We start from the raw sequence: 22,649 nt of genomic DNA, 5'->3' as shown, positions 1-22,649 counted from the left end.
AAGGGAAACCAAACTGCAACTTGCGTCGAGCGTAGCACGCAGCGTGGTCGAAGCGGTAGAGGGAAAGATCACGTCACCCACAGGTTTGATCCGCCCATACACGCTGACGCGCCCCCGGCGATGTCCACCGTACGAGACGGGTCTAGCCTCGCGATGTGGACAATGCAACCGACGACCACCAGCGCACCCGGCCCCGCGTCGGACACATCCAGTTCCTGAACTGCCTGCCCCTCTACTGGGGCCTCGCCAGGACCGGGACGCTTCTCGATCTGGACCTCACGAAGGACACCCCCGAGAAGCTCAGTGAGCGGCTCGTCCGGGGCGATCTCGACATCGGGCCCGTCACCCTCGTCGAATACCTCCGCCATGCCGGCGATCTCGTCGCCCTCCCCGACATCGCCGTCGGCTGCGACGGTCCCGTGATGTCCTGCGTGATCGTCTCCCAGCGCCCGCTGGAGCAGCTCGACGGGGCGCGGGTGGCGCTCGGTTCCACCTCCCGCACGTCCGTGCGGCTGGCGCAGCTGCTGCTCGCCGAGCGGTACGGCGTATCGCCCGAGTACTACACCTGCCCGCCCGACCTCGGCCTGATGATGCAGGAGGCCGAGGCGGCGGTGCTGATCGGCGACGCGGCGCTGCGGGCCTCGCTGCACGACGCGCCCCGGCTCGGGCTGCAGGTCCACGACCTGGGCCTGATGTGGAAGGACTGGACGGGCCTCCCGTTCGTCTTCGCCGTGTGGGCGGCCCGCAAGGACTTCCTGGCCCGCGAGCCGGAGACGGTCCGCGAGGTGCACCAGGCCTTCCTGGCCTCGCGCGACCTGTCCCTGGAGGAGGTCGCCAAGGTGGCCGAGCAGGCGGCGCGCTGGGAGTCCTTCGACGCGGAGCTCCTGGAGCGGTACTTCCGTACGCTCGACTTCCGCTTCGGGCCCGAGCAGCTCGCCGGCGTGCGGGAGTTCGCCCGCAGGACCGGCCCGACCACCGGTTTCCCGGCGGACGTGCGGGTGGAGCTGCTCGGGGCCCGCTGAGGGGCGGAGCCGGTCAGGACGAGGGGATCGGCGCCTGGAGCTGCTTGCTGATCCAGGCGATGGTGCCCTCGTCCATGCCCCTGACGTAGCTGACCGCGTTGTGCCCGCCGTTCTGGATGACCTGCAGATGGGCCTTCACCGGGCCCTTGTTCGTGTACGCCTTCATGAAGGCGTTCATCTTCGCGCGGGTCTTCTCCTTGGTGCCGATCTGGAAGCCGAGGTAGACCCGGTTCCCCGGCGTGTCGGGCTTCTGGTTCAGGGCGGCGGCCAGCCTTTCCGGGTTGTTCGCCTGGAGCTCCTTCCGGTGCCCCTTCCAGAGGGGGGAGTCCGGGACGTAGTCGGGGCCGGAGGCGATGGCGGCCTTGAACTTGTCCGGCTTCTGCAGCACGGACTTGAGCGCGACGAAGCCGCCCGAGGACGAGCCCATGAACGCCCAGCCGTCCCGGGACTTGAAGGTCCGGAAATTGGCCCGGACGAAATCCGGCACGTCCTCGGTCAGCCAGGTGCCCATTCTCGGCTGGCCCGGGATATCACTGCCGTCGTAGTAGTGCTTGTCGTCCGGGTTGAGCACAGGCATCACGAGAATGAACGGAAGGCTCTTTCCCTCCTCCGACCACCGCGCGACGCTCGACTGGAGTTTGAGGTCCGTGCCCATCCAGTAATTCGTCGGATAGCCGACGCCGCCGGGCAGCGAGATGAGGACCGGGAAGCCGCTGTCCGCGTACTTCGGGTCGAAATACTGCTTGGGGGCCCACACCCACACCTTGCCCGTGAACCCGGACTTCTCGCCGTGGAGCTCGGTCACGCCGATCTTCGTGCCGTCCTCGACCGTGCTGGCGGTGACGAAGCTCGCCTTCGGCCCGGTGGGGAAGACGGTCTCGGGCACCTTGGCCCCGCCCTGCCCGCCCTTGCCCCTGTGCTGCTGGGCGACCTGGTGGTTGGCGGTCCGGTTGCCGTGCGGCGTGTCGAAGGAGACCGGCTCGTCCTCGTCCTTCGAGCACCCGGTCACCGCGGCCAGGGTGGTGCCGAGGGCGAGGGCGGCCGCGAGGGTCCGGGCGAGCGGGCTGCGACGTGTCATGACGGGTCTCCGGTGCGGTTCGACGTGCGTTGCGGGGAATACGGCGGATTCCGGTGAGGGAGAGGGATCCCGGCGTCGTTCGGTTGGCTCGGGACCGGGACGAATCCGCGCGGAGGCCCTGGCGTAGGCTGGCTCGGTCCGTTCAGTACGCGTCCGAACCCTCCGAAAGGGACACACCCGGTGACCGAGAAGGCCGAACTCCAGTCCGTTCTCGACCGCGCCGCCGCGGGTGGCCGGATCACTCCCGAGGAGGCGCTCGACCTCTACCGCTCGGCGCCGCTGCACGCCCTCGGCGCAGCCGCCGACGCCGTGCGCCGCCGCCGGTACGCGGGAACCGAGCACATCGCGACGTACATCATCGAGCGCAACATCAACTACACGAACGTCTGTGTGACGGCGTGCAAGTTCTGCGCCTTCTACGCGCCGCCGAAGGACACCAAGAAGGGGTGGACCCGCGACCTCGACGACATCCTGCGCCGCTGCGCGGAGACCGTGGAGCTCGGCGGCACCCAGATCATGTTCCAGGGCGGGCACCACCCGGACTTCGGCGTCGAGTACTACGAGAAGCACTTCGCCGCCATCAAGGCCGAGTTCCCGCAGCTGGTCATCCACTCCCTCGGCGCGTCCGAGGTCGAGCACATGGCCCGCATCTCCGGCGTCTCCGCCGAGGAGGCCATCACCCGGATCCACGCGGCCGGCCTCGACTCCTTCGCCGGCGCCGGCGCGGAGCTGCTCCCCGCGCGCCCCCGCAAGGCCATCGCGCCGCTCAAGGAGTCCGGCGAGCGCTGGCTGGAGATCATGGAGATCGCCCACAAGCTGGGCGTAGAGTCCACCTCCACGATGCTCATGGGCACCGGCGAGACCAACGCCGAGCGCATCGAGCACCTGCGGATGATCCGCGACACGCAGGACCGGACGGGCGGCTTCCGGGCCTTCATCCCGTACCTGTACCAGCCCGAGAACAACCACCTGAAGGGCCGCACGCAGGCCACGATCTTCGAGTACCTGCGCATGATCGCCATCGGCCGCCTCTTCATGGACAACATCGCCCACATCCAGGGCTCCTGGCTGACCACCGGCAAGGAGATCGGCCAGCTCACCCTGCACTACGGCGCCGACGACCTCGGCTCGATCATGCTGGAGGAGAACGTCGTCTCCTCGGCCGGTGCCAAGCACCGCTCCAACCTGCGCGAGATGATCGACATGATCCGCACCGCGGACCGCGTCCCGGCCCAGCGCTCGACCACGTACGAGCACCTGGTCGTCCACGACGACCCGGCGAACGACCCGGTCGACGAGCGCGTGGCCTCCCACATCTCGTCCATCGCGATCGAGGGCGGCACGGCCCACCCCGAGCTGAAGCTGCTCGACGCGAACTGACCGGGAACCGAGGCTCCATGCTGACGCTGCACGTCGCCGACGCGTCGCCCGAGAACGCGGTCCTCGTCGACGGCGCGCTGCTCGCGGCCGTCGGCCCGTACGAGGAACTGGCCGCCGCGCACCAGGACGCGCGGCTGCGCCGGTGGCCCGGCATCCTCACCCCCGGGCTGCTCAACCCGTACGGTCCCGAACTCCTCGAACAGACCTACCATCCCGACCCGCGCGAGGCCGACGTGTACGGCACCGAGCCGATCACGGGGGAGCGGGCGCGGGAGCTCTTCCGCGCCGACCCCGCGCGGCTCGGCGCCAGCGCCCGGCGCGGCGTGCAGCGGCTCCTCGCGCACGGCACGGTCGCCGTCGCCGGCGAGTTGCGCGGACGGCCCGCCCAGGACGCGGTGCGCCGGGCCGGGCTCGCCGTGGGGCAGCGCCCGCCGAACCTGCCGGGCCCGCCCTCCCTCGCGCCGGCCCCGCTGGTGCTGCTGCCCCGCCTCGCGGCGGGCGGCCCGGCCCGGTTCGCCGTCTTCGACGTGCCCGACCGGGCCGCGCTGGTGCGGCGGGGCCCCGCCACCTGTGTGGCCACTGTCGTCGCCGGCCGCCTCGTCTACCGGGCCCGCTGACCGGCGGACCCGGCGCGCCCTGCGACAATGCGGGCGTTACGTCAGCCCGGCAGTACGACACAAGTGAGGCGAACCCCAGTGACCCGCGCCACCCTGGACAAGCAGCCGCACGAAGTCGCGTCGATGTTCGACGACGTGGCGGCGAACTACGACCTCACGAACGACGTGCTCTCCCTCGGGCAGGACCGCCGGTGGCGCAAGGAGGTCGCCAAGGCGGTCGACGCGCGCCCCGCGCAGCGGATCCTGGACCTCGCCGCCGGCACCGCGACCTCCTCGCAGCCGTTCGCGCGGGCCGGGGCCTACGTCGTGCCCTGCGACTTCTCGCTCGGCATGCTCCGGGTCGGCAAGAAGAACCACCCGTGGATGCCGTTCACGGCCGGCGACGGCACCCGGCTGCCCTTCAAGGACGACGTCTTCGACGCCGTCACCATCTCCTTCGGGCTGCGCAACATCCAGGACACCGACCAGGCGCTGCGCGAGCTGTACCGCGTGACGAAGCCCGGCGGCCGGGTCGTCATCTGCGAGTTCTCGCACGCGACGTGGGCGCCCTTCCGCACCGTGTACGAGGAGTACCTGATGCGCGCCCTGCCGCCGGTCGCGCGCGCCGTGTCGTCCAACCCGGACGCGTACGTCTACCTCGCCGAGTCCATCCGGTCCTGGCCCGACCAGCCGGCCCTCGCGGGAATGCTGCAGAAGGCCGGCTGGGAGCGGGTCGCCTGGCGCAACCTGACGGGCGGGATCGTCGCGATGCACCGGGGCTTCAAGCCCGCGTGACGCGGCGCGTTGCGGGCTACTTCCTGTACATGCCGTAGCCGCTGATCCCGGCGTACACGGCGTCGGCGACGGCCCGGTGCACGTACACGCCGTTCACCCGGTCCGTCGGCGGCGTTCGTACGGTGGTGGTGCCCGCGGTGGTGGCGGTGATCAGGGTCGCCGAGCCGCCGCCGTCGAGGTTGAGCGCGTCGATCAGGCCGAGCTCCTCGGAGTCCAGGAGTTCCGCCAGGTCGTGCAGCCAGGCGCCGTCCTCGTGGGTGGTGGCACTGCTCGCCTGGGGCTGCCCGGTCAGGGTGACGAGGACCGTGTGGCCGCGCACGTTCGTGCCGAGGGCCACGCGCGAGTCGGTGCAGATCGGGGTGCCGTCGACGCCGGAGTCCGTGTCGCCGCAGGTGTCGGGCAGTTCGGCCGGGATCTCGCCGTTGCGCAGGAGCTGGTGGAAGGAGCTCACGACGTCGACCGAGGGGTCCAGCGGGATCTCCCGGCCGAACCGGGTGTCGGTCAGCCTCTGGGAGACCTTGAGCGTGGTGCCGAGGAGTGCGTGGTCGCGCAGCCAGGTGGCGCCGGTGCCGACGCCCTGGAGGATGCGGCCGCCGGACGGCACCTTGACCTGGACGGTGCTGCCCTTGCCGCCGCCGCGGCTCGCGCGGGCGGCCGTCACCTTGCCCGTGGCGTCGAGGACGACCTCGAAGCCGGGGTCGTCGTCCGTGACGACGGTCGGGGCCAGGTCGGGCTTGGGCACCGGGTACCTGTAGTCGGAGGTGAACAGGACGATCTCGTCGGGGTCGGTGTAGACGCCCTTCTGCCCGGTGACCGACTCGGCGACGAGCTTGTCCTCGCCGTCACGGGCGCAGCCGCGGGCGCGCCCGGGGTCCCGGTTGACGTCGTCGAGGCGCGCGGGCGCCCCGTCGGCCGCCGTCAGGCCGAGGTCGGTGCGCAGCCTGGTGATGTACGGGACGCCGTACTGGATGACGGCGCCCGACGTGCCCTGGCCGCCGCCCCAGCAGCTGGAGCCGTGCAGGACGCCGTCGGTGACCGAGACGCCCATGTGCTGGAGGGTGACGGGCGCCGCGGCCGCCAGGTCGGGGTGCGGCTTCTCCGATTTGAACAGGCTGCCGTTGACGCCGGCCACGGGGTGCCGGGAGGGCGCGCCGGCCCCGGCGAGCTGGTCGGCGACCGTCTCGGCCAGGCCGTCGCCCGCGCCGACGGTGCCCGACAGGTCCAGCGGGGCGGCCGTGGGGTCGATCTCGACGACCTGGAGGAGACGGGATCTGCTCCGGTTGGCCTTGCTCGGATCCTTCTCGGTCCAGTTGGTGACCGTGATGCCGGCGGGAAGCTCGGTGGCGCCCGGCACCGGAGTCGGCTGCCAGGAGGTGGCGAGCGGGCTCTCCACGACGTCCACCGCCGTGGAGGAGGGGGCGTTCGAGGTGGTCAGGGCGAGGGTCGCGGTGAGGGCGACGGCGACCGCGAGGGCCGGGCGCAGGGGCGTGTTCACTGGCACTCCGAGGTTCCGTCGACGAGCTCGTGGGAGCGGAACGTGCCCGTGAAGGGCGAGGGGACGGTGACGCTCTGGCCGCGCAGCACGACGTACGCGCCGTAGGTCGTGGTGCCCTGGGTCCAGCTGCCGCTGTAGTCGGCGTTCGGGTAGAAGCAGAGGTGCCCGGCCGTCCGGTTGAACACGGAGACGGGGGCGACCTCGGGGCCGTAGCTGCTGCCGTGGTTCCCGGTGGCGGCGTCGAGTCCCGGCGTGTGGACGGTCAGGGCGCCGCGCCCGTTCTTCTCGGCGAAGGTGCAGACCTGACCGTCCTGGCAGCGCTCGTAGCCGGTGAAGCACAGGGCGCGGGTGGGCACCAGCTTGTACGAGCCGACGACCCAGCGGACGCCGGCGGTGACGTACTCGTCGCCGTTGCCCGGCTTGACCGTCTGGAGGCCGCCGCCGTATTCGGGCCTGCCGTACATGCAGGCCCACATGCCGGTGGTGTTCTTCACGGAAAGGACGGTGCCGGCGTCCCGCTCCGCCTTGCCGCCCTCGGCGACGTCCACGCGGGTGCCGGACCCCTGGCTGCCGTCGTAGAGACACAACCGTCCGGTGGGGCAGTCCTCGAAGGGGAGGGGATCGGCGTTGGCGGGCAGGACGAGGAACGCCGAGCAGAGCAGGGCGAGGAGGGCCGCGAGCAGCGAGCCCCTCCTTATTTGTGTACGAGTGATGGTCACACCGGATGATCTTGCACGTACGGTCCGTGGGCGGCGAGCCGTTTACGCCCGGGGCGGACGGTCTGCGCCCGGCGACGACGGGCGGAACCGGCCCCCATAGACTGCGAAGCGTCCTGAATCGCCGCATCCCCGGGAGCCTCCGCCGTGACCGAGCAGCCTCTCTCCGAGCACACCGCAGATGTGATCGTCGTCGGGGCGGGCCCGGCGGGCTCGACCACCGCGTACTACCTCGCCAAGGCCGGACTCGACGTCCTGCTCCTGGAGAAGACCGCCTTCCCCCGCGAGAAGGTCTGCGGTGACGGTCTGACCCCGCGCGCCACCAAGCAGCTCGTCGCCATGGGCATCGACATCTCCGAAGAGGCCGGCTGGCTGCGCAACAAGGGCCTGCGGATCATCGGCGGCGGCGTCCGGCTCCAGCTGGACTGGCCGGATCTCGCCTCGTACCCGGACTACGGCCTGGTCCGCAAGCGGGACGACTTCGACGAGATGCTGGCCCGCCAGGCGCAGAAGGCCGGCGCGCGCCTCTACGAGCGCTGCAACGTCGGCGCACCGATCGTCGACGACCGCACCGGGCGGATCACCGGCGTCCACGCCAAGCTCGGCGAGGACAAGCGCGAGGTCACCTTCCACGCCCCGCTCGTCGTCGCCGCCGACGGCAACTCCACCCGCCTCTCCCTGGCGATGGGCCTGCACCGGCGTGAGGACCGGCCGATGGGCGTCGCCGTCCGGACGTACTTCACCACGCCGCGGCACGACGACGACTACCTGGAGTCCTGGCTGGAGCTGTGGGACCGGCGCGGCCCGCAGGACCGGCTGCTGCCCGGCTACGGCTGGATCTTCGGCATGGGCGACGGCACCTCCAACGTCGGCCTCGGCATCCTGAACTCCTCGAAGGCCTTCCGCGAGCTGGACTGGCGCGAGGTCCTCAAGGCCTGGTGCGCGTCCATGCCGGAGGACTGGGGCTTCACCCCGGAGAACATGACGACGCCGATCCGCGGCGCCGCCCTCCCGATGGCCTTCAACCGCCAGCCGCACTACACCAAGGGCCTGCTGCTCGTCGGCGACGCCGGCGGCCTGGTCAACCCGTTCAACGGCGAGGGCATCGCCTACGCGATGGAGTCCGGCCAGATCGCGGCCGACGTCATCGTCCAGGCCCACGCCCGTCAGACCCCCGCCCAGCGCGAACTGGCCCTCCACCACTACCCGAAGATCCTCAAGGACACCTACGGCGGCTACTACACGCTGGGCCGCGCCTTCGTGAAGATCATCGGCAATCCGAAGATCATGAAGATCGCCACGCAGCGCGGACTGTCCCACCCGGTCCTGATGAAGTTCACCCTGAAGATGCTGGCCAACCTCACCGACCCGACGGGCGGCGACGCGATGGACCGCGTCATCAACGGCCTCTCGAAGGTGGCCCCGAAGGCCTGAACCCCGCCCGGTAGGCGGTCGGGGACACCCCGACCGCCCGGGTGAAGTGGCGGCGCAGATTGGCCGAGGTGCCCAGCCCGCTGCGCTCGCCGATCTGCTCGACGGGCAGGTCGGTGGACTCCAGCAGCGCCTGGGCCCGCGCCACGCGCTGCCCGAGCAGCCACTGGAGCGGTGTCGTGCCCTGCGTCTCGCGCACCCGCCGGTGGAAGGTCCGCGGGCTCATGTGGGCCCGGCGGGCCAGCTCGTCGACGCTCAGCGGCTCGTGCAGGTGCTCCAGGGCCCACTGGAGGGCCGGGCCGAGCGTGTCGGGCTCCTCGGCCGGCGACAGCGGGGCGGCCAGGGACTGCGGCCGGTCGCCCGCCCGGTGGGCCGGCACCACGAGCCGGCTCGCGAGCGCGCCCGCGACCCCGGCGCCCAGGTCCTTCCGTACGAGATGCAGACACAGGTCCAGGCCGGCCGCGGCGCCCGCGCCCGTCAGCACCGTCTCCTCGTCCGTGTAGAGGACGGACGCGTCGACCGTCACCTCCGGATGCCGGGCCGCGAGCTCGGCCGCGTACGCGTGGTGCAGCGTCGTCCGGCGCCCGTCGAGCACCCCCGCCGCGGCGAGCGCGAACGCCCCGCTGCACATCGACACCATCCGCGCTCCGGCCTCCGCCGCCGCGCGCAGCGCCCCGACCAGGTCGGCCGGCAGCTCCTGGCGGCCCTCGACCACCGCGTCCGGCACCGACGGCACGACGACGGTGTCCGCGCCCGCGATTCCGGCCAGGCCGTGGGTGCCGTGCGGGGCCGGGCCGCAGACCCGCAGGGTGTACCAGGGGTCGGCCAGATCGGTGTGCGGGATGCCGAAGACCATGGACGCGACGGAGAGTTCGTACAGGTCCCAGGGGGAGATCCCGGCCCGCTCGTCGGGCACGAGGACGACGGCCACGGTTCCTGCGCTCATGTCCGCGACCCTATGGCAGGAATCGTGCGCCGGGCGGCAGTCCTTCCGCTGTCGGCCGGATCCCGCCGCTGCGAGCGTGGAGCCATGACCACGAACCAGCCCGCCCCCCGGCCCGTCACCGTCATCGGCCTCGGCCAGATGGGGACCGCCCTCGCGGCCGCCTTCCTCGACGCCGGCCACCCCACCACCGTCTTCAACCGCAGCCCCGAGAAGGCCCGCCCGCTCGTCGAACGCGGAGCCGTCCACGCCGCCACCGTCGCCGAGGCGGTCACGGCGAGCGAACTCGTGGTGGTCTGCGTCCTCGACTACCCGGCGGTCCGCACCCTCCTCGACCCCGTCGCCGCGGACCTGCGCGGCCGGACCCTGGTCAACCTCACCTCCGGCTCGCCGGAGCAGGCCCGCGCGGAGGCCGCGTGGGCCGCCGGGCACGGCATCGGCTACCTCGACGGCGGCGTCATGACCACCCCGCCCGGCATCGGCGACAGCGCCCACATGATCCTCTACGCGGGCGGCCCCGAGCTCCTGGCCGCGCACCGCCCGGCCCTCGCCGTCCTCGGCGACCCGGTGGACCTGGGCGCGGACGCAGGCCTCGCCTCGCTGTACGACGCCGGGCTGCTCGGCCTGATGTGGTCGGTCTTCGGCGGCTGGCTGCACGCCACCGCCGTGACGGGCGCCGACGGGGTGCCGGCCAAGGAGTTCACCGGCGTCGCGGTGCGCTGGCTGCGCACAGTCGCCTGGTTCATGACCGCGTACGCGGACCAGGTCGACGCGGGGGAGTACCCGGGCGACGACGCCACCATCGACGTCCAGGTCGCCGCCATCGGACACCTGCTGCACGCGGGCGAGGAGCGCGGGATCGACGACCGGCTGCCGCGGCTCCACCTGGAGCTGATGCGGGAGGCGGTGGCGGCGGGACACGGGGGCGACAGCTACGCCCGGATCATCGAGGGCTTCCGAAAGGGTGCGTTCCGGAAGTAGGTCGCTTTCGGTACGGAAACACCGAAGGGCCGTCGCTCCCCCGAGGAGTGACGGCCCTTCCGTGGGTACGGGGTGGGATCAGAGGATCCGCACGGCGCCCGACGGCGGGTCCCAGTCCAGGTCGCGCTCGACGACACCGGTGGACGGGTTCTGCGCGCCGACGTACTTGCCGCCGCCGACGTAGATCGCGACGTGGTACGAGCCGCTGCGGCTGCCCCAGTAGAGGACGTCGCCCGGCTGGAGGTCGCTCAGGGAGACGGACGTGCCCATGCTCGACTGGTCGTACGAGATGCGCGGCAGGTCGATGCCGGCCTGGGCGTAGGCGGCCTGCACGAGGCCCGAGCAGTCCCAGGAGTTGGGACCGGTGCCGCCGGAGATGTAGGCGTCGCCGATCTGGGCCTTGGCGAAGGCCACGATCGCGGCGGCGGAGCCGGTGGCGACCTGCGAGCTGCTGGAGGAGCCGCTGTCGGAGGCGCTGAAGGACGAGGTGCCGGAGAGCGAGGTGCGCGCGGCGGTGCGGGAGGCGCGCTCCCGGGCCTCGGCGCGGGCCTTCTCGGCCTTCTCGGCCTCGGCCTTGCGGTCCGCCTCGGCCTTGGCCTTCTTGGCGTCCTTGGCGGCCTTCTGCAGGGCCGCGTTCTCCTGGGCGGCGAGGCTCTGGTCGAGGGCCTCCTGCTGGCTCGCCTCGGCGGAGGCGGAGACGGCGCTCGCGAGGTCGGCGTCGAGGGAGCCCAGCGTGGGCATCTCGAGGGTCTTCTCGGTCACCGGTTCGGCGTTCGCCGGCGCGGCGGCGCCGGCCACCGCGATGGTGCTGAGGACGCCACCGGCAACTCCGGCCCGGAACGCGAGCTTCGAGGCGCTGCGGCGGGGCTTCCGGTGGCTGGGTATGTGAGCGGTCTGGGACATGAGAACAACCGCTATCAGGGCTTCACGGTTCCCTTCAAGAAACGTGGGTTGCGCCACAGTTACGTTCGGAACCTTCGAATCCGCTTCTTCTGCGCCCTTATTGACGCCGTAACGGGCAAAACGGGCGCGGCTCATTCCGGCCTTGATCACGGGTTTTCAATGAAAGGTCCGAATTGCCCGTCGCTTACCACCTCTTCACCTCGATGGCCAAGCCCCGTTCTTTCATCCCCCTCTCATGTGTGGCGCAGGTCACAGTCGGGCTCGTGAATGCGTGCACGTGTCCACCTCGGTACGCCGGACCCCTCGACCGGGCGATGGCCGGTTCCTTTATCACCCGTACGCATCCATCGCCAATTTGCCTGTAGCGCCCATGGCTTGATAGAGCGACACCCCTTCCGACCAGCGTTTTCCGGTGCGGATGTCACATCTGGTGATCACCTGGGCGCTTCGAGTGGCAAGATCACCGCTCATCCGACTTCATGATCCTTCGTCAGGTGGTGGAGATCACAAAGTCCTTGGCGTACCCCGTGTCGCAGATCACAGAGGGGCGGGCTTAAGATACGCGGCAGTCGGGCTTGTGAACTGCCTCACATGTTGGCGATCTTTCGCGAGGCCCCCACGAGCCGACGGTGCGGTCCAACGGTCAAGGACGACTGGAAGGAGCGAGGAGCGTGAATGCGTACGCGCCCATCCTCGTGCTCGGTGCCCTGGGAGCGGGGTTTGCGATCTTCTCCGTGGTCATGGCCACGCTGATCGGGCCAAAGCGGTACAACAGGGCAAAACTTGAGGCGTACGAGTGCGGCATCGAGCCGACGCCGACGCCGACCGGAGGCGGTCGCTTCCCGATCAAGTACTACCTGACGGCGATGCTCTTCATCGTCTTCGACATCGAGATCGTCTTCCTCTACCCCTGGGCCGTCACCTTCGACGCCCTGGGGCTTTTCGGGCTCGTGGAGATGCTGCTCTTCGTGCTCACCGTCTTCGTCGCCTACGCGTACGTGTGGCGGCGCGGCGGCCTGGAATGGGACTGAGGGGCTGAGGAGCACCCATGGGACTCGAAGAGAAGCTGCCGAGCGGTTTTCTGCTGACGACGGTCGAACAGGCCGCGGGCTGGGTCCGGAAGGCCTCCGTCTTCCCCGCGACCTTCGGCCTCGCGTGCTGCGCCATCGAGATGATGACCACCGGCGCGGGCCGCTACGACCTGGCGCGCTTCGGCATGGAGGTCTTCCGCGGCTCTCCGCGCCAGGCCGATCTGATGATCGTGGCCGGCCGCGTCAGCCAGAAGATGGCGCCCGTCCTGCGGCAGGTCTACGACCAGATGCCGAACCCCAAGTGGGTCATCTCCATGGGGGTTTGTGCGTCCTCGGGCGGAATGTTCAATAATTACGCGATTGTGCAGGGAGTCGACCACATCGTGCCGGTCGACATCTATCTGCCGGGTTGCCCGCCGCGCCCGGAGATGCTGATGGACGCGATTCTCAAGCTCCACCAGAAGATCCAGGGCTCCAAGCTCGGCGTGAACGCGAAGGAAGCGGCCCGCGAGGCGGAGGAGGCGGCCCTCAAGGCGCTGCCGACCATCGAGATGAAGGGTCTGCTCCGGTGAGCGACGAAACCCCGAACCCCGAGAAGGAGCTCAGCGAGCAGAACCTCCCGGGCCAGCGCGGCGACCACGGGGAGGAGGTCCGCGTCCAGCGCGGCATGTTCGGCGCCGACAAGGGCGGCGACACCTCCGGCTACGGCGGCCTGGTCCGCTCCGTGCGCCTGCCCGGGCCGGCCACCCGCCCCTACGGCGGATGGTTCGACGAGGTGGCCGACGAGCTGGAAGGGGCCCTGGAGGAGCAGGGGCTGCTCCCCGAGAACGCCATCGAGAAGACCGTGGTCGACCGCGGGGAGCTCACCTTCCACGTCGAGCGCGAGCACCTCCTCCGGGTCGCCCGCACCCTGCGCGACGACCCCGCCCTGCGCTTCGAGCTCTGCACCGGCGTCTCCGGCGTCCACTACCCGGGCGACAAGGGCCGCGAGCTGCACGCCGTCTACCACCTGCGCTCGCTCACCCACGGGCGGCTGATCCGCCTGGAGGTCTCGGCCCCCGACGCCGACCCGCGCATCCCGTCGCTGGTCCCGGTCTATCCGACCAACGACTGGCACGAGCGCGAGACCTACGACTTCTTCGGCATCGTCTTCGACGGCCACCCCGCTCTCACCCGGATCATGATGCCGGACGACTGGCAGGGCCACCCGCAGCGCAAGGACTACCCCCTCGGCGGCATCGCCGTCGAGTACAAGGGCGCCCAGATCCCGGCTCCGGACCAGCGGAGGTCGTACTCGTGACCAGTCCCAACGCATCGTCTTCCCGCGAGACGACCGAAGGCACCGTCTACACGGTCACCGGCGGCGACTGGGACGAGGTCGTCCAGTCCGCCGCCAAGGCCGACGACGAGCGCATCGTCGTCAACATGGGCCCCCAGCACCCGTCCACCCACGGCGTGCTCCGGCTCATCCTGGAGATCGACGGCGAGACCGTCACCGAGGCCCGCTGCGGCATCGGCTACCTCCACACCGGCATCGAGAAGAACCTCGAGTACCGGACCTGGACGCAGGGCACCACCTTCGTCACGCGCATGGACTACCTCACCTCGTTCTACAACGAGACGGCGTACTGCCTGGGCGTGGAGAAGCTGCTCGGCATCACCGAGCAGGTCCCGGACCGGGCGAGCATCATCCGGGTGCTCCTCATGGAGCTCAACCGGCTCTCCTCGCACCTGGTCTGCATCGCCACCGGCGGCATGGAGCTCGGCGCCACCACGATCATGATCTACGGCTTCCGGGACCGCGAGATGATCCTGGACCTGTACGAGCTGATCACCGGCCTGCGCATGAACCACGCGTTCATCCGGCCCGGCGGCCTCGCCCAGGACCTCCCGCCCGGCGGCGTCGACGCCGTGCGCGAGTTCGTGAAGACCATGAAGAAGAACCTGCCGGAGTACGACAAGCTCGCCACCGGCAACCCGATCTTCAAGGCCCGCATGCAGGACGTCGGCTACCTCGACCTCACCGGCTGCATGGCGCTCGGCGCCACCGGACCGATCCTGCGCTCCGCGGGCCTCCCGCACGACCTGCGCAAGACCGACCCGTACTGCGGCTACGAGACCTACGACTTCGAGGTCCCCACCGCGGACAGCTGCGACTCCTACGGGCGCTTCCTGGTCCGCCTGGAGGAGATGCGCCAGTCGCTGCGGATCGTCGAGCAGTGCCTCGACCGCCTGGAGCCAGGCCCGGTCATGGTCGGCGACAAGAAGATCGCCTGGCCCGCCCAGCTGGCCCTCGGCCCCGACGGCCTCGGCAACTCCCTCGACCACATCAAGAAGATCATGGGCACCTCGATGGAGGCCCTGATCCACCACTTCAAGCTGGTCACCGAGGGCTTCCGGGTCCCCGCCGGACAGGCCTACGCGGCGGTCGAGTCCCCCAAGGGCGAACTCGGCGTCCACGTCGTCTCCGACGGCGGCACCCGCCCGTACCGGGTCCACTTCCGCGACCCGTCCTTCACCAACCTCCAGGCCATGGCCGCGATGTGCGAAGGCGGCCAGGTCGCCGACGTCATCGTCGCCGTCGCGTCCATCGACCCCGTGATGGGAGGCGTCGACCGATGACGGACGGACACACCAGTCTCGGGATGCCCCAGCTGCCCGCGCCCGACTACCCGGCCGACGTACGGGCCCGGCTGACGGCGGACGCGCAGGAGATCATCGCCCGCTACCCGGGATCCCGCTCCGCGCTGCTGCCGATGCTGCACCTCGTGCAGGCGGAGGAGGGCCACGTGACCCGGACGGGCATGCGGTTCTGCGCCGACCTGCTCGGCCTCACCACCGCCGAGGTCACCGCGGTCGCCACCTTCTACACGATGTACCGGCGCAAGCCGTCCGGCGACTACCAGGTCGGCGTCTGCACCAACACCCTGTGCGCGGTCATGGGCGGCGACGCCATCTTCGAGGAGCTCAAGGAGCACCTCGGCGTCGGCAACGACCAGACGACCGAGGACGGCAAGGTCACCCTCGAGCACATCGAGTGCAACGCGGCCTGCGACTTCGCGCCCGTCGTGATGGTCAACTGGGAGTTCTTCGACAACCAGACGCCCGAGTCCGCCAAGCGGCTCGTCGACGACCTGGTCGCCGGACGCCCCGTCTCGCCCACCCGCGGCGCGCCCCTGTGCACCTTCAAGGAGACCGCGCGCATCCTTGCCGGCTTCCCCGACGAGCGCGAGGGCGCCGTCGAGGCCACCGGCGGTGCCGGACCGGCCTCGCTCGTCGGGCTGCGGCTGGCCAAGGGAGAGACCCCGCACCACAAGATCGTCCACCCGCGCGGCGAATCGGCCAGTGGGGAGGGGGAGTGATGACCTTGGCAGCCGAGATCAACAACAGCAGCCCCGAAAAGCTGCTCTCACCCGTCCTGTCGGCCTTCTGGGACCAGCCCGAATCCTGGACCCTGGAGACCTACCGGCGGCACGACGGCTACGAGGGCCTGCGCAAGGCCCTCGCGATGTCGCCCGACGACCTCATCGCGTACGTCAAGGACTCGGGCCTCCGCGGCCGCGGCGGCGCCGGGTTCCCCACCGGGATGAAGTGGCAGTTCATTCCCCAGGGCGACGGCAAGCCGCACTACCTCGTCGTCAACGCCGACGAGTCGGAGCCCGGCACCTGCAAGGACATCCCCCTCCTCTTCGCCAACCCGCACTCGCTCATCGAGGGCATCGTGATCGCCTGCTACGCGATCCGCTCCTCGCACGCCTTCATCTACCTGCGCGGCGAGGTCGTCCCGGTGCTGCGCCGACTGCACCACGCGGTGCGGGAGGCGTACGAGGCGGGCTACCTCGGCCGGAACATCCTGGGCAGCGGTCTCGACCTGGAACTCACCGTGCACGCCGGCGCCGGCGCGTACATCTGCGGTGAGGAGACCGCCCTGCTCGACTCGCTCGAAGGGCGCCGCGGCCAGCCCCGGCTGCGGCCCCCCTTCCCCGCGGTCGCCGGTCTGTACGCCTGCCCCACCGTCGTGAACAACGTCGAGTCCATCGCCTCGGTTCCCGCGATCCTGCACAAGGGAAAGGACTGGTTCACGTCCATGGGGACCGAGAAGTCCCCCGGCTTCACGCTCTACTCGCTCAGCGGCCACGTCGCCTCGCCCGGCCAGTACGAGGCCCCGCTCGGCATCACGCTGCGCCAGCTCCTCGACATGAGCGGCGGGATGCGGGCCGGCCACCGGCTCAAGTTCTGGACCCCGGGCGGCTCCTCGACCCCGATGTTCACCGACGAGCACCTGGACGTCCCGCTCGACTACGAGGGCGTCGGCGCCGCCGGCTCCATGCTCGGCACCAAGGCGCTCCAGTGCTTCGACGAGACCACCTGCGTCGTGCGGGCCGTCACCCGCTGGACCGAGTTCTACGCCCACGAGTCCTGCGGCAAGTGCACCCCCTGCCGCGAGGGCACCTACTGGCTGGTCCAGCTGCTCCGCGACATCGAGGCCGGCAAGGGCGTCATGGCCGACCTGGACAAGCTGAACGACATCGCCGACAACATCAACGGCAAGTCGTTCTGCGCCCTCGGTGACGGCGCCGCCTCGCCGATCTTCTCGTCCCTGAAGTACTTCCGCGACGAGTACGAGCAGCACATCACGGGCAAGGGCTGCCCCTTCGACCCCGCCAAGTCGACGGCCTGGGCCGACAAGCACCGGGAGGTGAACGCATGACCGTCACCACGTCCGCCCCCGGAGGGGGAGGAGCGGCGGTGCCGCCGGAGGACCTCGTGACGCTGACGATCGACGGCGTCGAGGTCTCCGTCCCCAAGGGGACCCTGGTGATCCGGGCCGCCGAACAGCTCGGCATCGAGATCCCCCGCTTCTGCGACCACCCGCTCCTCGACCCGGCCGGCGCCTGCCGGCAGTGCATCGTCGAGGTCGAGGGCCAGCGCAAGCCGATGGCCTCCTGCACCATCACCTGCACCGACGGCATGGTCGTGAAGTCGCAGCTGACCTCGCAGGTCGCCGAGAAGGCCCAGCACGGCGTGATGGAGCTGCTGCTCATCAACCACCCGCTGGACTGCCCGGTCTGCGACAAGGGCGGCGAGTGCCCGCTGCAGAACCAGGCCATGTCCCACGGGCAGGCCGAGTCCCGCTTCGAGGGCAGCAAGCGGACCTACGAGAAGCCGATCCCGCTGTCCACGCAGGTGCTCCTGGACCGCGAGCGGTGCGTGCTGTGCGCGCGCTGCACCCGCTTCTCCAACCAGGTGGCCGGCGACCCGATGATCGAGCTGATCGAGCGCGGCGCGCTCCAGCAGGTCGGCCTCGGCAACAGCGACCCCTTCGAGTCGTACTTCTCCGGCAACACCATCCAGATCTGCCCGGTCGGCGCGCTCACCTCGGCCGCCTACCGCTTCCGCTCCCGCCCCTTCGACCTGGTGTCGTCGCCGAGCGTCTGCGAACACTGCGCGGGCGGCTGCGCGACCCGCACCGACCACCGGCGCGGCAAGGTCATGCGGCGGCTCGCCGCCGACGACCCCGAGGTCAACGAGGAGTGGATCTGCGACAAGGGGCGGTTCGGGTTCCGGTACGCGCAGCAGCGCGACCGGCTCACCACCCCGCTGGTCCGCGACCAGGAGACCGGCCGCCTGGAGCCGGCCTCCTGGCCGGAGGCCCTGGAGGCCGCCGCCCGCGGACTGGTCCGCGGCCGCACCGGCGTCCTGGCCGGCGGCCGGCTGACCGTCGAGGACGCCTACGCGTACGCCAAGTTCGCCCGGGTCGCCCTCGACACCAACGACGTCGACTTCCGAGCCCGCGTCCACTCCGGCGAGGAGGCCGACTTCCTGGCCTCCGCCGTCGCCGGCCGCGGCCGCGACCTGGACGGCCGAGGCGTCACGTACACCTCGCTGGAAGCCGCCCCGGCCGTGCTCCTCGTCGGCCTGGAGTCGGAGGAGGAGGCCCCCGGCGTCTTCCTGCGGCTGCGCAAGGCCTGGCGCAAGAAGGGCCAGCGGACGTACGCGGTCGCCGCGTTCGCCACCCGCGGCCTGGAGAAGACCGGCGGCACCCTGCTGCCCGCCGCGCCCGGCACCGAGAGCGAGTGGCTCGACGCCCTCACCTCCCGTGTCGGCCTCTCGGCGGACGGACTGGCCGCGGCCGAGGCGCTCCGCCAGGACGGCGCCGTCATCGCCGTCGGGGAGCGGCTCGCCGGGGTGCCCGGCGCGCTCACCGCCGCCATCCGGGCCGCGACCGCCACCGGCGCCCAGCTGGTGTGGATCCCGCGCCGGGCCGGAGAGCGCGGCGCCGTCGAGGCGGGTGCCATCCCGGCGCTGCTGCCCGGCGGGCGGCCGGTCACCGATCCGCGCGCGCGGGAAGAGGTCGCCGCCGTCTGGGGCGTCCGCGAACTCCCGCACGGCTACGGCCGCGACACCGGCCAGATCGTCGAGGCCGCCGCCACCGGCGAACTCGCCGCGCTGCTCGTCGGCGGCGTCGACGTCGACGACCTGCCGGACCCGGCACGCGCGCGTGAGGCGCTCGACGCGGCCTTCGTGGTCTCCCTGGAGCTGCGCCCCGGCGCGGTCACCGAGCGGGCCGACGTGATCCTGCCGGTCGCCGCGGTCGCCGAGAAGCCCGGCACCTTCCTCAACTGGGAAGGCAGAGCACGGCTGTTCGAGGCCGCGCTCAAGCCGGAGCAGATGACCCGGCCCCTGGCCCCGGCCGACGCCCGCGTGCTGCACATGCTGGCCGACGCCATGGACGCCCACCTGGGCCTGCCCGACCTGCGGTCCGTCCGGCGCGAGCTGGACCGGCTCGGCGGCTGGACCGGCGAGCGGGCCTCCGAGCCGGCCGAGCCCGGCCAGGCCGCGGCCCGCCCCGGCGACGGCGAGGCCGTGCTCGCGGGGCACCGGCTGCTGCTCGACCTGGGCCGTCTCCAGGAGGGCGACGAGGCCCTGGCCGGCACCCGGCACGCCGCCGTGGCCCGGCTGTCGGCGACCACCGCCGCCGACACCGGCGTCAAGGACGGCGACCTGCTCGACGTCACCGGCCCCGCCGGCTCGGTCGCCCTCCCGCTGGCCGTCACCGAGATGCCCGACCGGGTGGTCTGGCTCCCGCTGAACTCCACGGGGCACGGCGTCCTCGCCGGCACCGGCGCCCGCCCCGGCGACCTGGTCCGCATCGGCCCGGCCACCCCTTCGACGGAGGTGCAGGCGTGAACACGCTGCTCGCCGCGGAAGACCTCTCCCTGTTCGGGCGCGACCCCTGGTGGCTCGTCGCGATCAAGGCGGTGTTCTGCTTCGCGTTCCTCATGGTGACCGTGCTCTTCTCCATCGTGTGGGAGCGCAAGGTCGTCGCCTGGATGCAGCTGCGCGTCGGACCCAACCGGCACGGGCCCTGGGGCATGCTCCAGTCGCTCGCCGACGGCATCAAGCTGATGCTGAAGGAGGACGTGATCGTCCGCCGGGCCGACAAGGTCGTCTACGTGCTCGCCCCGATCATCGCCGCCATCCCGGCGTTCATGGCGATCGCGGTGATCCCCTTCGGCCCGGCCGGCAACGAGGTGTCGATCTTCGGCCAGCGCACCACGATGCAGCTGACCGACCTGCCGATCGCGATGCTGTACGTCCTCGCGGTCGCCTCCGTCGGCATCTACGGCATCGTCCTCGCCGGCTGGTCCTCCGGCTCGACGTACCCGCTCCTCGGCGGACTGCGCTCCTGCGCGCAGATGATCTCCTACGAGATCGCCATGGGCGCCGCCTTCGCGTCGGTCTTCCTCTACTCCGGGTCGATGTCGACCTCGAAGATCGTGGAGGCGCAGGCCGACCGCTGGTACATCGTGCTGCTGCCGGTCTCCTTCATCATCTACATCGTCACCATGGTGGGCGAGACCAACCGCGCCCCCTTCGACATGCCGGAGTCCGAGGGCGACCTGGTCGGCGGTTTCAACACCGAGTACTCGTCCATCAAGTTCGCGATGTTCATGCTCGCCGAGTACGTGAACATGGTGACGGTCTCGGCCGTGTCGGTGACCCTGTTCCTCGGCGGCTGGCGCGCCCCGTGGCCGATCTCGGGCTTCTGGGAGGGCGCGAACCACGGCTGGTGGCCGATGCTCTGGTTCATCCTCAAGGTCCAGGTGCTGCTGTTCTTCTTCATCTGGCTGCGCGGCACGCTGCCCCGGGTCCGCTACGACCAGCTGATGAAGCTGGGCTGGAAGGTGCTCATCCCGGTCTCGGTGGTCTGGCTGATGCTGGTCGCCACGGTCCGGGCACTGCGCAACGAGAACTACGACTTCCAGACCATCGTGCTCTACGTCGCCGGAGCCGTCCTCGCGGTGCTCCTGCTCTCCTTCGTCGCGGACGTCTTCCGCGACAAGAAGGCGAAGACGCGGGCGCCCTCGGCCGAGGACACCCGCGCCTTCGACCCGATGTCCGGCGGCTTCCCCGTACCGCCCAAGCCCGGACAGACCCTGCCGCCCGTACCGCGGCGCCGGCCCCGCGGCGAGCGGGAGCTGATCGTCAGTGGTGGCCCCGATTCCGCTACGGCGACTGATGGAAAGGAGACGGACGGTGTCTGATTTCCAGAATCCGGTGGCCGGCTTCGGCGTGACCTTCAAGGCCATGTTCAAGAAGCGGCTGACCGAGCAGTACCCGGAGCAACAGAAGACGACGGCGCCCCGCTTCCACGGCCGGCACCAGCTCAACCGTCACCCCGACGGTCTGGAGAAGTGCGTCGGCTGCGAGCTGTGCGCCTGGGCCTGCCCCGCCGACGCCATCTACGTGGAAGGCGCCGACAACACCGACGAGGAGCGCTACTCGCCGGGCGAGCGGTACGGCCGCGTCTACCAGATCAACTACGCCCGCTGCATCCTGTGCGGGCTGTGCATCGAGGCCTGCCCCACCCGCGCGCTGACGATGACCAACGAGTTCGAACTGGCCGACTCCTCCCGCGAGAACCTGATCTACACCAAGGAGCAGCTGCTCGCGGGCCTGAACGAGGGCATGGTCGACACCCCGCACGCCATCTTCCCGGGCACGGACGAGCAGGACTACTACAACGGCCGGGTCACCGAGGCGGCGCCCGGGACCGTCCGTCAGGCCGCCGTCTCCCAGGGAGAGCCCCAGGAGGGTGAGTCGGTCTTCGGCGAGTCCGAGCCGGCGTCCGGGAAGGTGGTGGGCCGATGAGCGCGCTCGCCGCCTACACCACCTCCACCGGTGAGGCGTTCCAGTTCTGGGTGCTCGGCACCGTCGCCGTCATCGGCGCGCTGTGCACGATCCTCATGAGGAGGGCCGTCCATTCCGCGCTCTGCCTCGCCGGGACCATGATCGTCCTGGCGGTCTTCTACCTCGCGAACGGCGCGTACTTCCTCGGCATCGTCCAGATCGTCGTCTACACCGGCGCGATCATGATGCTGTTCCTGTTCGTCGTCATGCTGGTCGGCGTCACCGCCGCCGACTCGCTGAAGGAGACCATCAAGGGCCAGCGCTGGTGGGCCGCCGCCTGCGGGCTGGGCTTCGGCGTGCTGCTGGTCGCCGGTATCGGACACGCCTCGCTGACCCGGTTCAACGGCCTCGGCACGGCCAACTCGGCCAACGGCGGAAACGTGGAGGGCCTCGCCGCCCTCATCTTCACCAAGTACGTCTTCGCCTTCGAGATCACCGGCGCGCTGCTCATCACCGCGGCCGTCGGCGCGATGGTCCTCACCCACCGCGAGCGCACCGAACGCGCCCGCACCCAGCGCGAGCTGGCCGAGCAGCGCGTACGGGAAGGCACGCACGTCCCGCCGCTCCCGGCGCCCGGCGTCTACGCCCGGCACAACGCCGTGGACATCGCCGGCCTGCTGCCCGACGGCACCCCGGCCGAGCTGACCGTCATCTCGACCCTGCGCAAGCGGGGCCAGATCCGGGACGTGTCCGGTGAGGCGCTCGCGGACCTCAAGGCCCTGGAACAGCGCTCCGAGGAGCGCCTGGGCCGTAAGCGGGACGAAGAGGAGGCCTCCCGGTGAATCCCGTCAACTACCTGTACCTCGCCGCCCTGCTGTTCACCATCGGCGCGGTCGGTGTGCTCATCCGGCGGAACGCGATCGTGCTCTTCATGTGCGTCGAGCTGATGCTCAACGCCTGCAACCTCGCGTTCGTGACCTTCTCCCGTATGCACGGCAACCTCGACGGCCAGGTCATCGCCTTCTTCACGATGGTCGTGGCCGCCGCCGAGGTCGTCGTCGGACTCGCGATCATCGTGTCCGTCTTCCGTGCCCGCCACTCGGCCTCGGTCGACGACGCCAGCCTGATGAAGCTGTGAGGGGC

At 70.8% G+C, this 22,649-nt stretch carries 23 protein-coding genes; 17 read left to right on the top strand and 6 right to left on the bottom strand.

Annotated elements, in window-relative coordinates; all coding sequences use genetic code 11:
* Positions 1 to 155: 155 nt before the first annotated feature.
* Positions 156 to 1,022, top strand: coding sequence for a menaquinone biosynthetic enzyme MqnA/MqnD family protein (locus ACIRQF_RS21490; RefSeq protein WP_376633136.1), 867 nt, complete (start codon positions 156 to 158; stop codon positions 1,020 to 1,022).
* Between the two features lie 13 nt (positions 1,023 to 1,035).
* On the opposite strand, the gene ACIRQF_RS21485 is transcribed toward ACIRQF_RS21490, so the two are convergent.
* Positions 1,036 to 2,100 carry an alpha/beta hydrolase gene (locus ACIRQF_RS21485; protein ID WP_376633138.1) on the bottom strand — a complete coding sequence of 355 codons (1,065 nt, stop codon included), beginning with the start codon at positions 2,098 to 2,100 and terminating at the stop codon, positions 1,036 to 1,038.
* Between the two features lie 180 nt (positions 2,101 to 2,280).
* Here ACIRQF_RS21485 and mqnC point away from each other — a divergent pair, with 180 nt between their 5' ends.
* From mqnC to ACIRQF_RS21470, 3 genes are all read left to right on the top strand, one after another.
* On the top strand, positions 2,281 to 3,480 hold the full coding sequence (gene mqnC / locus ACIRQF_RS21480; RefSeq protein WP_376633139.1) for a cyclic dehypoxanthinyl futalosine synthase: 1,200 nt from the start codon (positions 2,281 to 2,283) through the stop codon (positions 3,478 to 3,480).
* A gap of 17 nt (positions 3,481 to 3,497) precedes the next feature.
* Positions 3,498 to 4,097 (top strand): hypothetical protein, encoded by a 600-nt coding sequence (locus tag ACIRQF_RS21475; RefSeq protein WP_376633140.1) that lies wholly within the window; start codon positions 3,498 to 3,500, stop codon positions 4,095 to 4,097.
* Positions 4,098 to 4,175: 78 nt separating this feature from the next.
* Positions 4,176 to 4,871 (top strand): demethylmenaquinone methyltransferase, encoded by a 696-nt coding sequence (locus ACIRQF_RS21470; RefSeq protein ID WP_376633141.1) that lies wholly within the window; start codon positions 4,176 to 4,178, stop codon positions 4,869 to 4,871.
* 16 nt (positions 4,872 to 4,887) lie between these two features.
* On the opposite strand, the gene ACIRQF_RS21465 is transcribed toward ACIRQF_RS21470, so the two are convergent.
* Both ACIRQF_RS21465 and ACIRQF_RS21460 read right to left on the bottom strand, forming a co-directional pair.
* Positions 4,888 to 6,366 carry a phosphodiester glycosidase family protein gene (locus ACIRQF_RS21465; protein ID WP_404094089.1) on the bottom strand — a complete coding sequence of 493 codons (1,479 nt, stop codon included), beginning with the start codon at positions 6,364 to 6,366 and terminating at the stop codon, positions 4,888 to 4,890.
* A complete protein-coding gene (locus ACIRQF_RS21460; protein ID WP_376633144.1) occupies positions 6,363 to 7,085 on the bottom strand; it encodes a peptidase inhibitor family I36 protein in 723 nt (240 codons plus the stop codon). Before ACIRQF_RS21460 ends, ACIRQF_RS21465 begins: the two co-directional genes overlap by 4 nt.
* Positions 7,086 to 7,229: 144 nt before the next feature.
* On the opposite strand from ACIRQF_RS21460, the gene ACIRQF_RS21455 reads away from it, so the two are divergent.
* Positions 7,230 to 8,516, top strand: coding sequence for a geranylgeranyl reductase family protein (locus tag ACIRQF_RS21455; protein ID WP_376633146.1), 1,287 nt, complete (start codon positions 7,230 to 7,232; stop codon positions 8,514 to 8,516).
* Here the strand turns inward: ACIRQF_RS21455 and ACIRQF_RS21450 are convergent.
* Complete coding sequence (locus ACIRQF_RS21450) at positions 8,482 to 9,459, bottom strand: GlxA family transcriptional regulator (protein ID WP_404094085.1); 978 nt, start codon at positions 9,457 to 9,459, stop codon at positions 8,482 to 8,484. The genes ACIRQF_RS21455 and ACIRQF_RS21450 overlap by 35 nt on opposite strands.
* Positions 9,460 to 9,543: 84 nt before the next feature.
* On the opposite strand from ACIRQF_RS21450, the gene ACIRQF_RS21445 reads away from it, so the two are divergent.
* Positions 9,544 to 10,437, top strand: a complete 894-nt coding sequence (locus ACIRQF_RS21445) for an NAD(P)-dependent oxidoreductase (protein WP_404094082.1) — start codon at positions 9,544 to 9,546, stop codon at positions 10,435 to 10,437.
* A 78-nt stretch (positions 10,438 to 10,515) separates the two neighbouring features.
* Here the strand turns inward: ACIRQF_RS21445 and ACIRQF_RS21440 are convergent, their stop codons facing one another.
* Together ACIRQF_RS21440 and ACIRQF_RS21435 are read right to left on the bottom strand one after the other, a co-directional pair.
* Positions 10,516 to 11,340 (bottom strand): C40 family peptidase, encoded by an 825-nt coding sequence (locus ACIRQF_RS21440; RefSeq protein WP_376633152.1) that lies wholly within the window; start codon positions 11,338 to 11,340, stop codon positions 10,516 to 10,518.
* A 330-nt stretch (positions 11,341 to 11,670) separates the two neighbouring features.
* Positions 11,671 to 11,811: a hypothetical protein gene (locus tag ACIRQF_RS21435; RefSeq protein ID WP_404094079.1), complete on the bottom strand. Its 141-nt coding sequence runs from the start codon at positions 11,809 to 11,811 to the stop codon at positions 11,671 to 11,673.
* Positions 11,812 to 12,011: 200 nt separating this feature from the next.
* Here ACIRQF_RS21435 and ACIRQF_RS21430 point away from each other — a divergent pair, with 200 nt between their 5' ends.
* From ACIRQF_RS21430 to nuoK, 11 genes are read left to right on the top strand one after another with little or no spacing between them, the layout of a single operon-like run.
* On the top strand, positions 12,012 to 12,371 hold the full coding sequence (locus ACIRQF_RS21430; protein WP_376633154.1) for an NADH-quinone oxidoreductase subunit A: 360 nt from the start codon (positions 12,012 to 12,014) through the stop codon (positions 12,369 to 12,371).
* A gap of 17 nt (positions 12,372 to 12,388) precedes the next feature.
* A complete protein-coding gene (locus ACIRQF_RS21425; protein WP_265863904.1) occupies positions 12,389 to 12,943 on the top strand; it encodes an NADH-quinone oxidoreductase subunit B family protein in 555 nt (184 codons plus the stop codon).
* A complete protein-coding gene (locus tag ACIRQF_RS21420) occupies positions 12,940 to 13,671 on the top strand; it encodes an NADH-quinone oxidoreductase subunit C (RefSeq protein ID WP_404094075.1) in 732 nt (243 codons plus the stop codon). The genes ACIRQF_RS21425 and ACIRQF_RS21420 overlap by 4 nt, the downstream gene beginning before the upstream one ends.
* Entirely contained in the window at positions 13,668 to 14,993 is a 1,326-nt protein-coding gene (locus tag ACIRQF_RS21415) for an NADH-quinone oxidoreductase subunit D (RefSeq protein ID WP_376633158.1), read from the top strand. The genes ACIRQF_RS21420 and ACIRQF_RS21415 overlap by 4 nt, the downstream gene beginning before the upstream one ends.
* Complete coding sequence (nuoE, locus tag ACIRQF_RS21410) at positions 14,990 to 15,733, top strand: NADH-quinone oxidoreductase subunit NuoE (protein WP_376633160.1); 744 nt, start codon at positions 14,990 to 14,992, stop codon at positions 15,731 to 15,733. Before ACIRQF_RS21415 ends, nuoE begins: the two co-directional genes overlap by 4 nt.
* Positions 15,733 to 17,082 (top strand): NADH-quinone oxidoreductase subunit NuoF, encoded by a 1,350-nt coding sequence (gene nuoF, locus ACIRQF_RS21405; protein WP_404094072.1) that lies wholly within the window; start codon positions 15,733 to 15,735, stop codon positions 17,080 to 17,082. Before nuoE ends, nuoF begins: the two co-directional genes overlap by 1 nt.
* Positions 17,079 to 19,562, top strand: coding sequence for an NADH-quinone oxidoreductase subunit G (locus ACIRQF_RS21400; protein WP_376633164.1), 2,484 nt, complete (start codon positions 17,079 to 17,081; stop codon positions 19,560 to 19,562). Before nuoF ends, ACIRQF_RS21400 begins: the two co-directional genes overlap by 4 nt.
* Positions 19,559 to 20,920: an NADH-quinone oxidoreductase subunit NuoH gene (gene nuoH, locus ACIRQF_RS21395; RefSeq protein WP_404094068.1), complete on the top strand. Its 1,362-nt coding sequence runs from the start codon at positions 19,559 to 19,561 to the stop codon at positions 20,918 to 20,920. The genes ACIRQF_RS21400 and nuoH overlap by 4 nt, the downstream gene beginning before the upstream one ends.
* A complete protein-coding gene (nuoI, locus tag ACIRQF_RS21390) occupies positions 20,913 to 21,527 on the top strand; it encodes an NADH-quinone oxidoreductase subunit NuoI (protein ID WP_376633168.1) in 615 nt (204 codons plus the stop codon). Before nuoH ends, nuoI begins: the two co-directional genes overlap by 8 nt.
* Positions 21,524 to 22,348: an NADH-quinone oxidoreductase subunit J gene (locus tag ACIRQF_RS21385; protein ID WP_376633170.1), complete on the top strand. Its 825-nt coding sequence runs from the start codon at positions 21,524 to 21,526 to the stop codon at positions 22,346 to 22,348. Before nuoI ends, ACIRQF_RS21385 begins: the two co-directional genes overlap by 4 nt.
* A complete protein-coding gene (nuoK, locus tag ACIRQF_RS21380; protein ID WP_376633172.1) occupies positions 22,345 to 22,644 on the top strand; it encodes an NADH-quinone oxidoreductase subunit NuoK in 300 nt (99 codons plus the stop codon). The genes ACIRQF_RS21385 and nuoK overlap by 4 nt, the downstream gene beginning before the upstream one ends.
* Positions 22,645 to 22,649: the final 5 nt, after the last annotated feature.

Source organism: Streptomyces sp. NPDC101191, assembly GCF_044767915.1.
GTDB lineage: Bacteria > Actinomycetota > Actinomycetes > Streptomycetales > Streptomycetaceae > Streptomyces.
This window is presented reverse-complemented; position numbering and strand designations above follow the sequence as displayed.

Coding starts and splice junctions, on each gene's coding strand:
- ACIRQF_RS21485 (WP_376633138.1), bottom strand. CDS start 2,100: ATGACACGTCGCAGCCCGCTCGCCCGGACCCTCGCGGCCGCCCTCGCC.
- ACIRQF_RS21475 (WP_376633140.1), top strand. CDS start 3,498: ATGCTGACGCTGCACGTCGCCGACGCGTCGCCCGAGAACGCGGTCCTC.
- ACIRQF_RS21450 (WP_404094085.1), bottom strand. CDS start 9,459: ATGAGCGCAGGAACCGTGGCCGTCGTCCTCGTGCCCGACGAGCGGGCC.
- ACIRQF_RS21445 (WP_404094082.1), top strand. CDS start 9,544: ATGACCACGAACCAGCCCGCCCCCCGGCCCGTCACCGTCATCGGCCTC.
- ACIRQF_RS21440 (WP_376633152.1), bottom strand. CDS start 11,340: ATGTCCCAGACCGCTCACATACCCAGCCACCGGAAGCCCCGCCGCAGC.
- ACIRQF_RS21435 (WP_404094079.1), bottom strand. CDS start 11,811: ATGAGCGGTGATCTTGCCACTCGAAGCGCCCAGGTGATCACCAGATGT.
- ACIRQF_RS21425 (WP_265863904.1), top strand. CDS start 12,389: ATGGGACTCGAAGAGAAGCTGCCGAGCGGTTTTCTGCTGACGACGGTC.
- nuoE (WP_376633160.1), top strand. CDS start 14,990: ATGACGGACGGACACACCAGTCTCGGGATGCCCCAGCTGCCCGCGCCC.
- nuoF (WP_404094072.1), top strand. CDS start 15,733: ATGACCTTGGCAGCCGAGATCAACAACAGCAGCCCCGAAAAGCTGCTC.
- ACIRQF_RS21400 (WP_376633164.1), top strand. CDS start 17,079: ATGACCGTCACCACGTCCGCCCCCGGAGGGGGAGGAGCGGCGGTGCCG.
- ACIRQF_RS21385 (WP_376633170.1), top strand. CDS start 21,524: ATGAGCGCGCTCGCCGCCTACACCACCTCCACCGGTGAGGCGTTCCAG.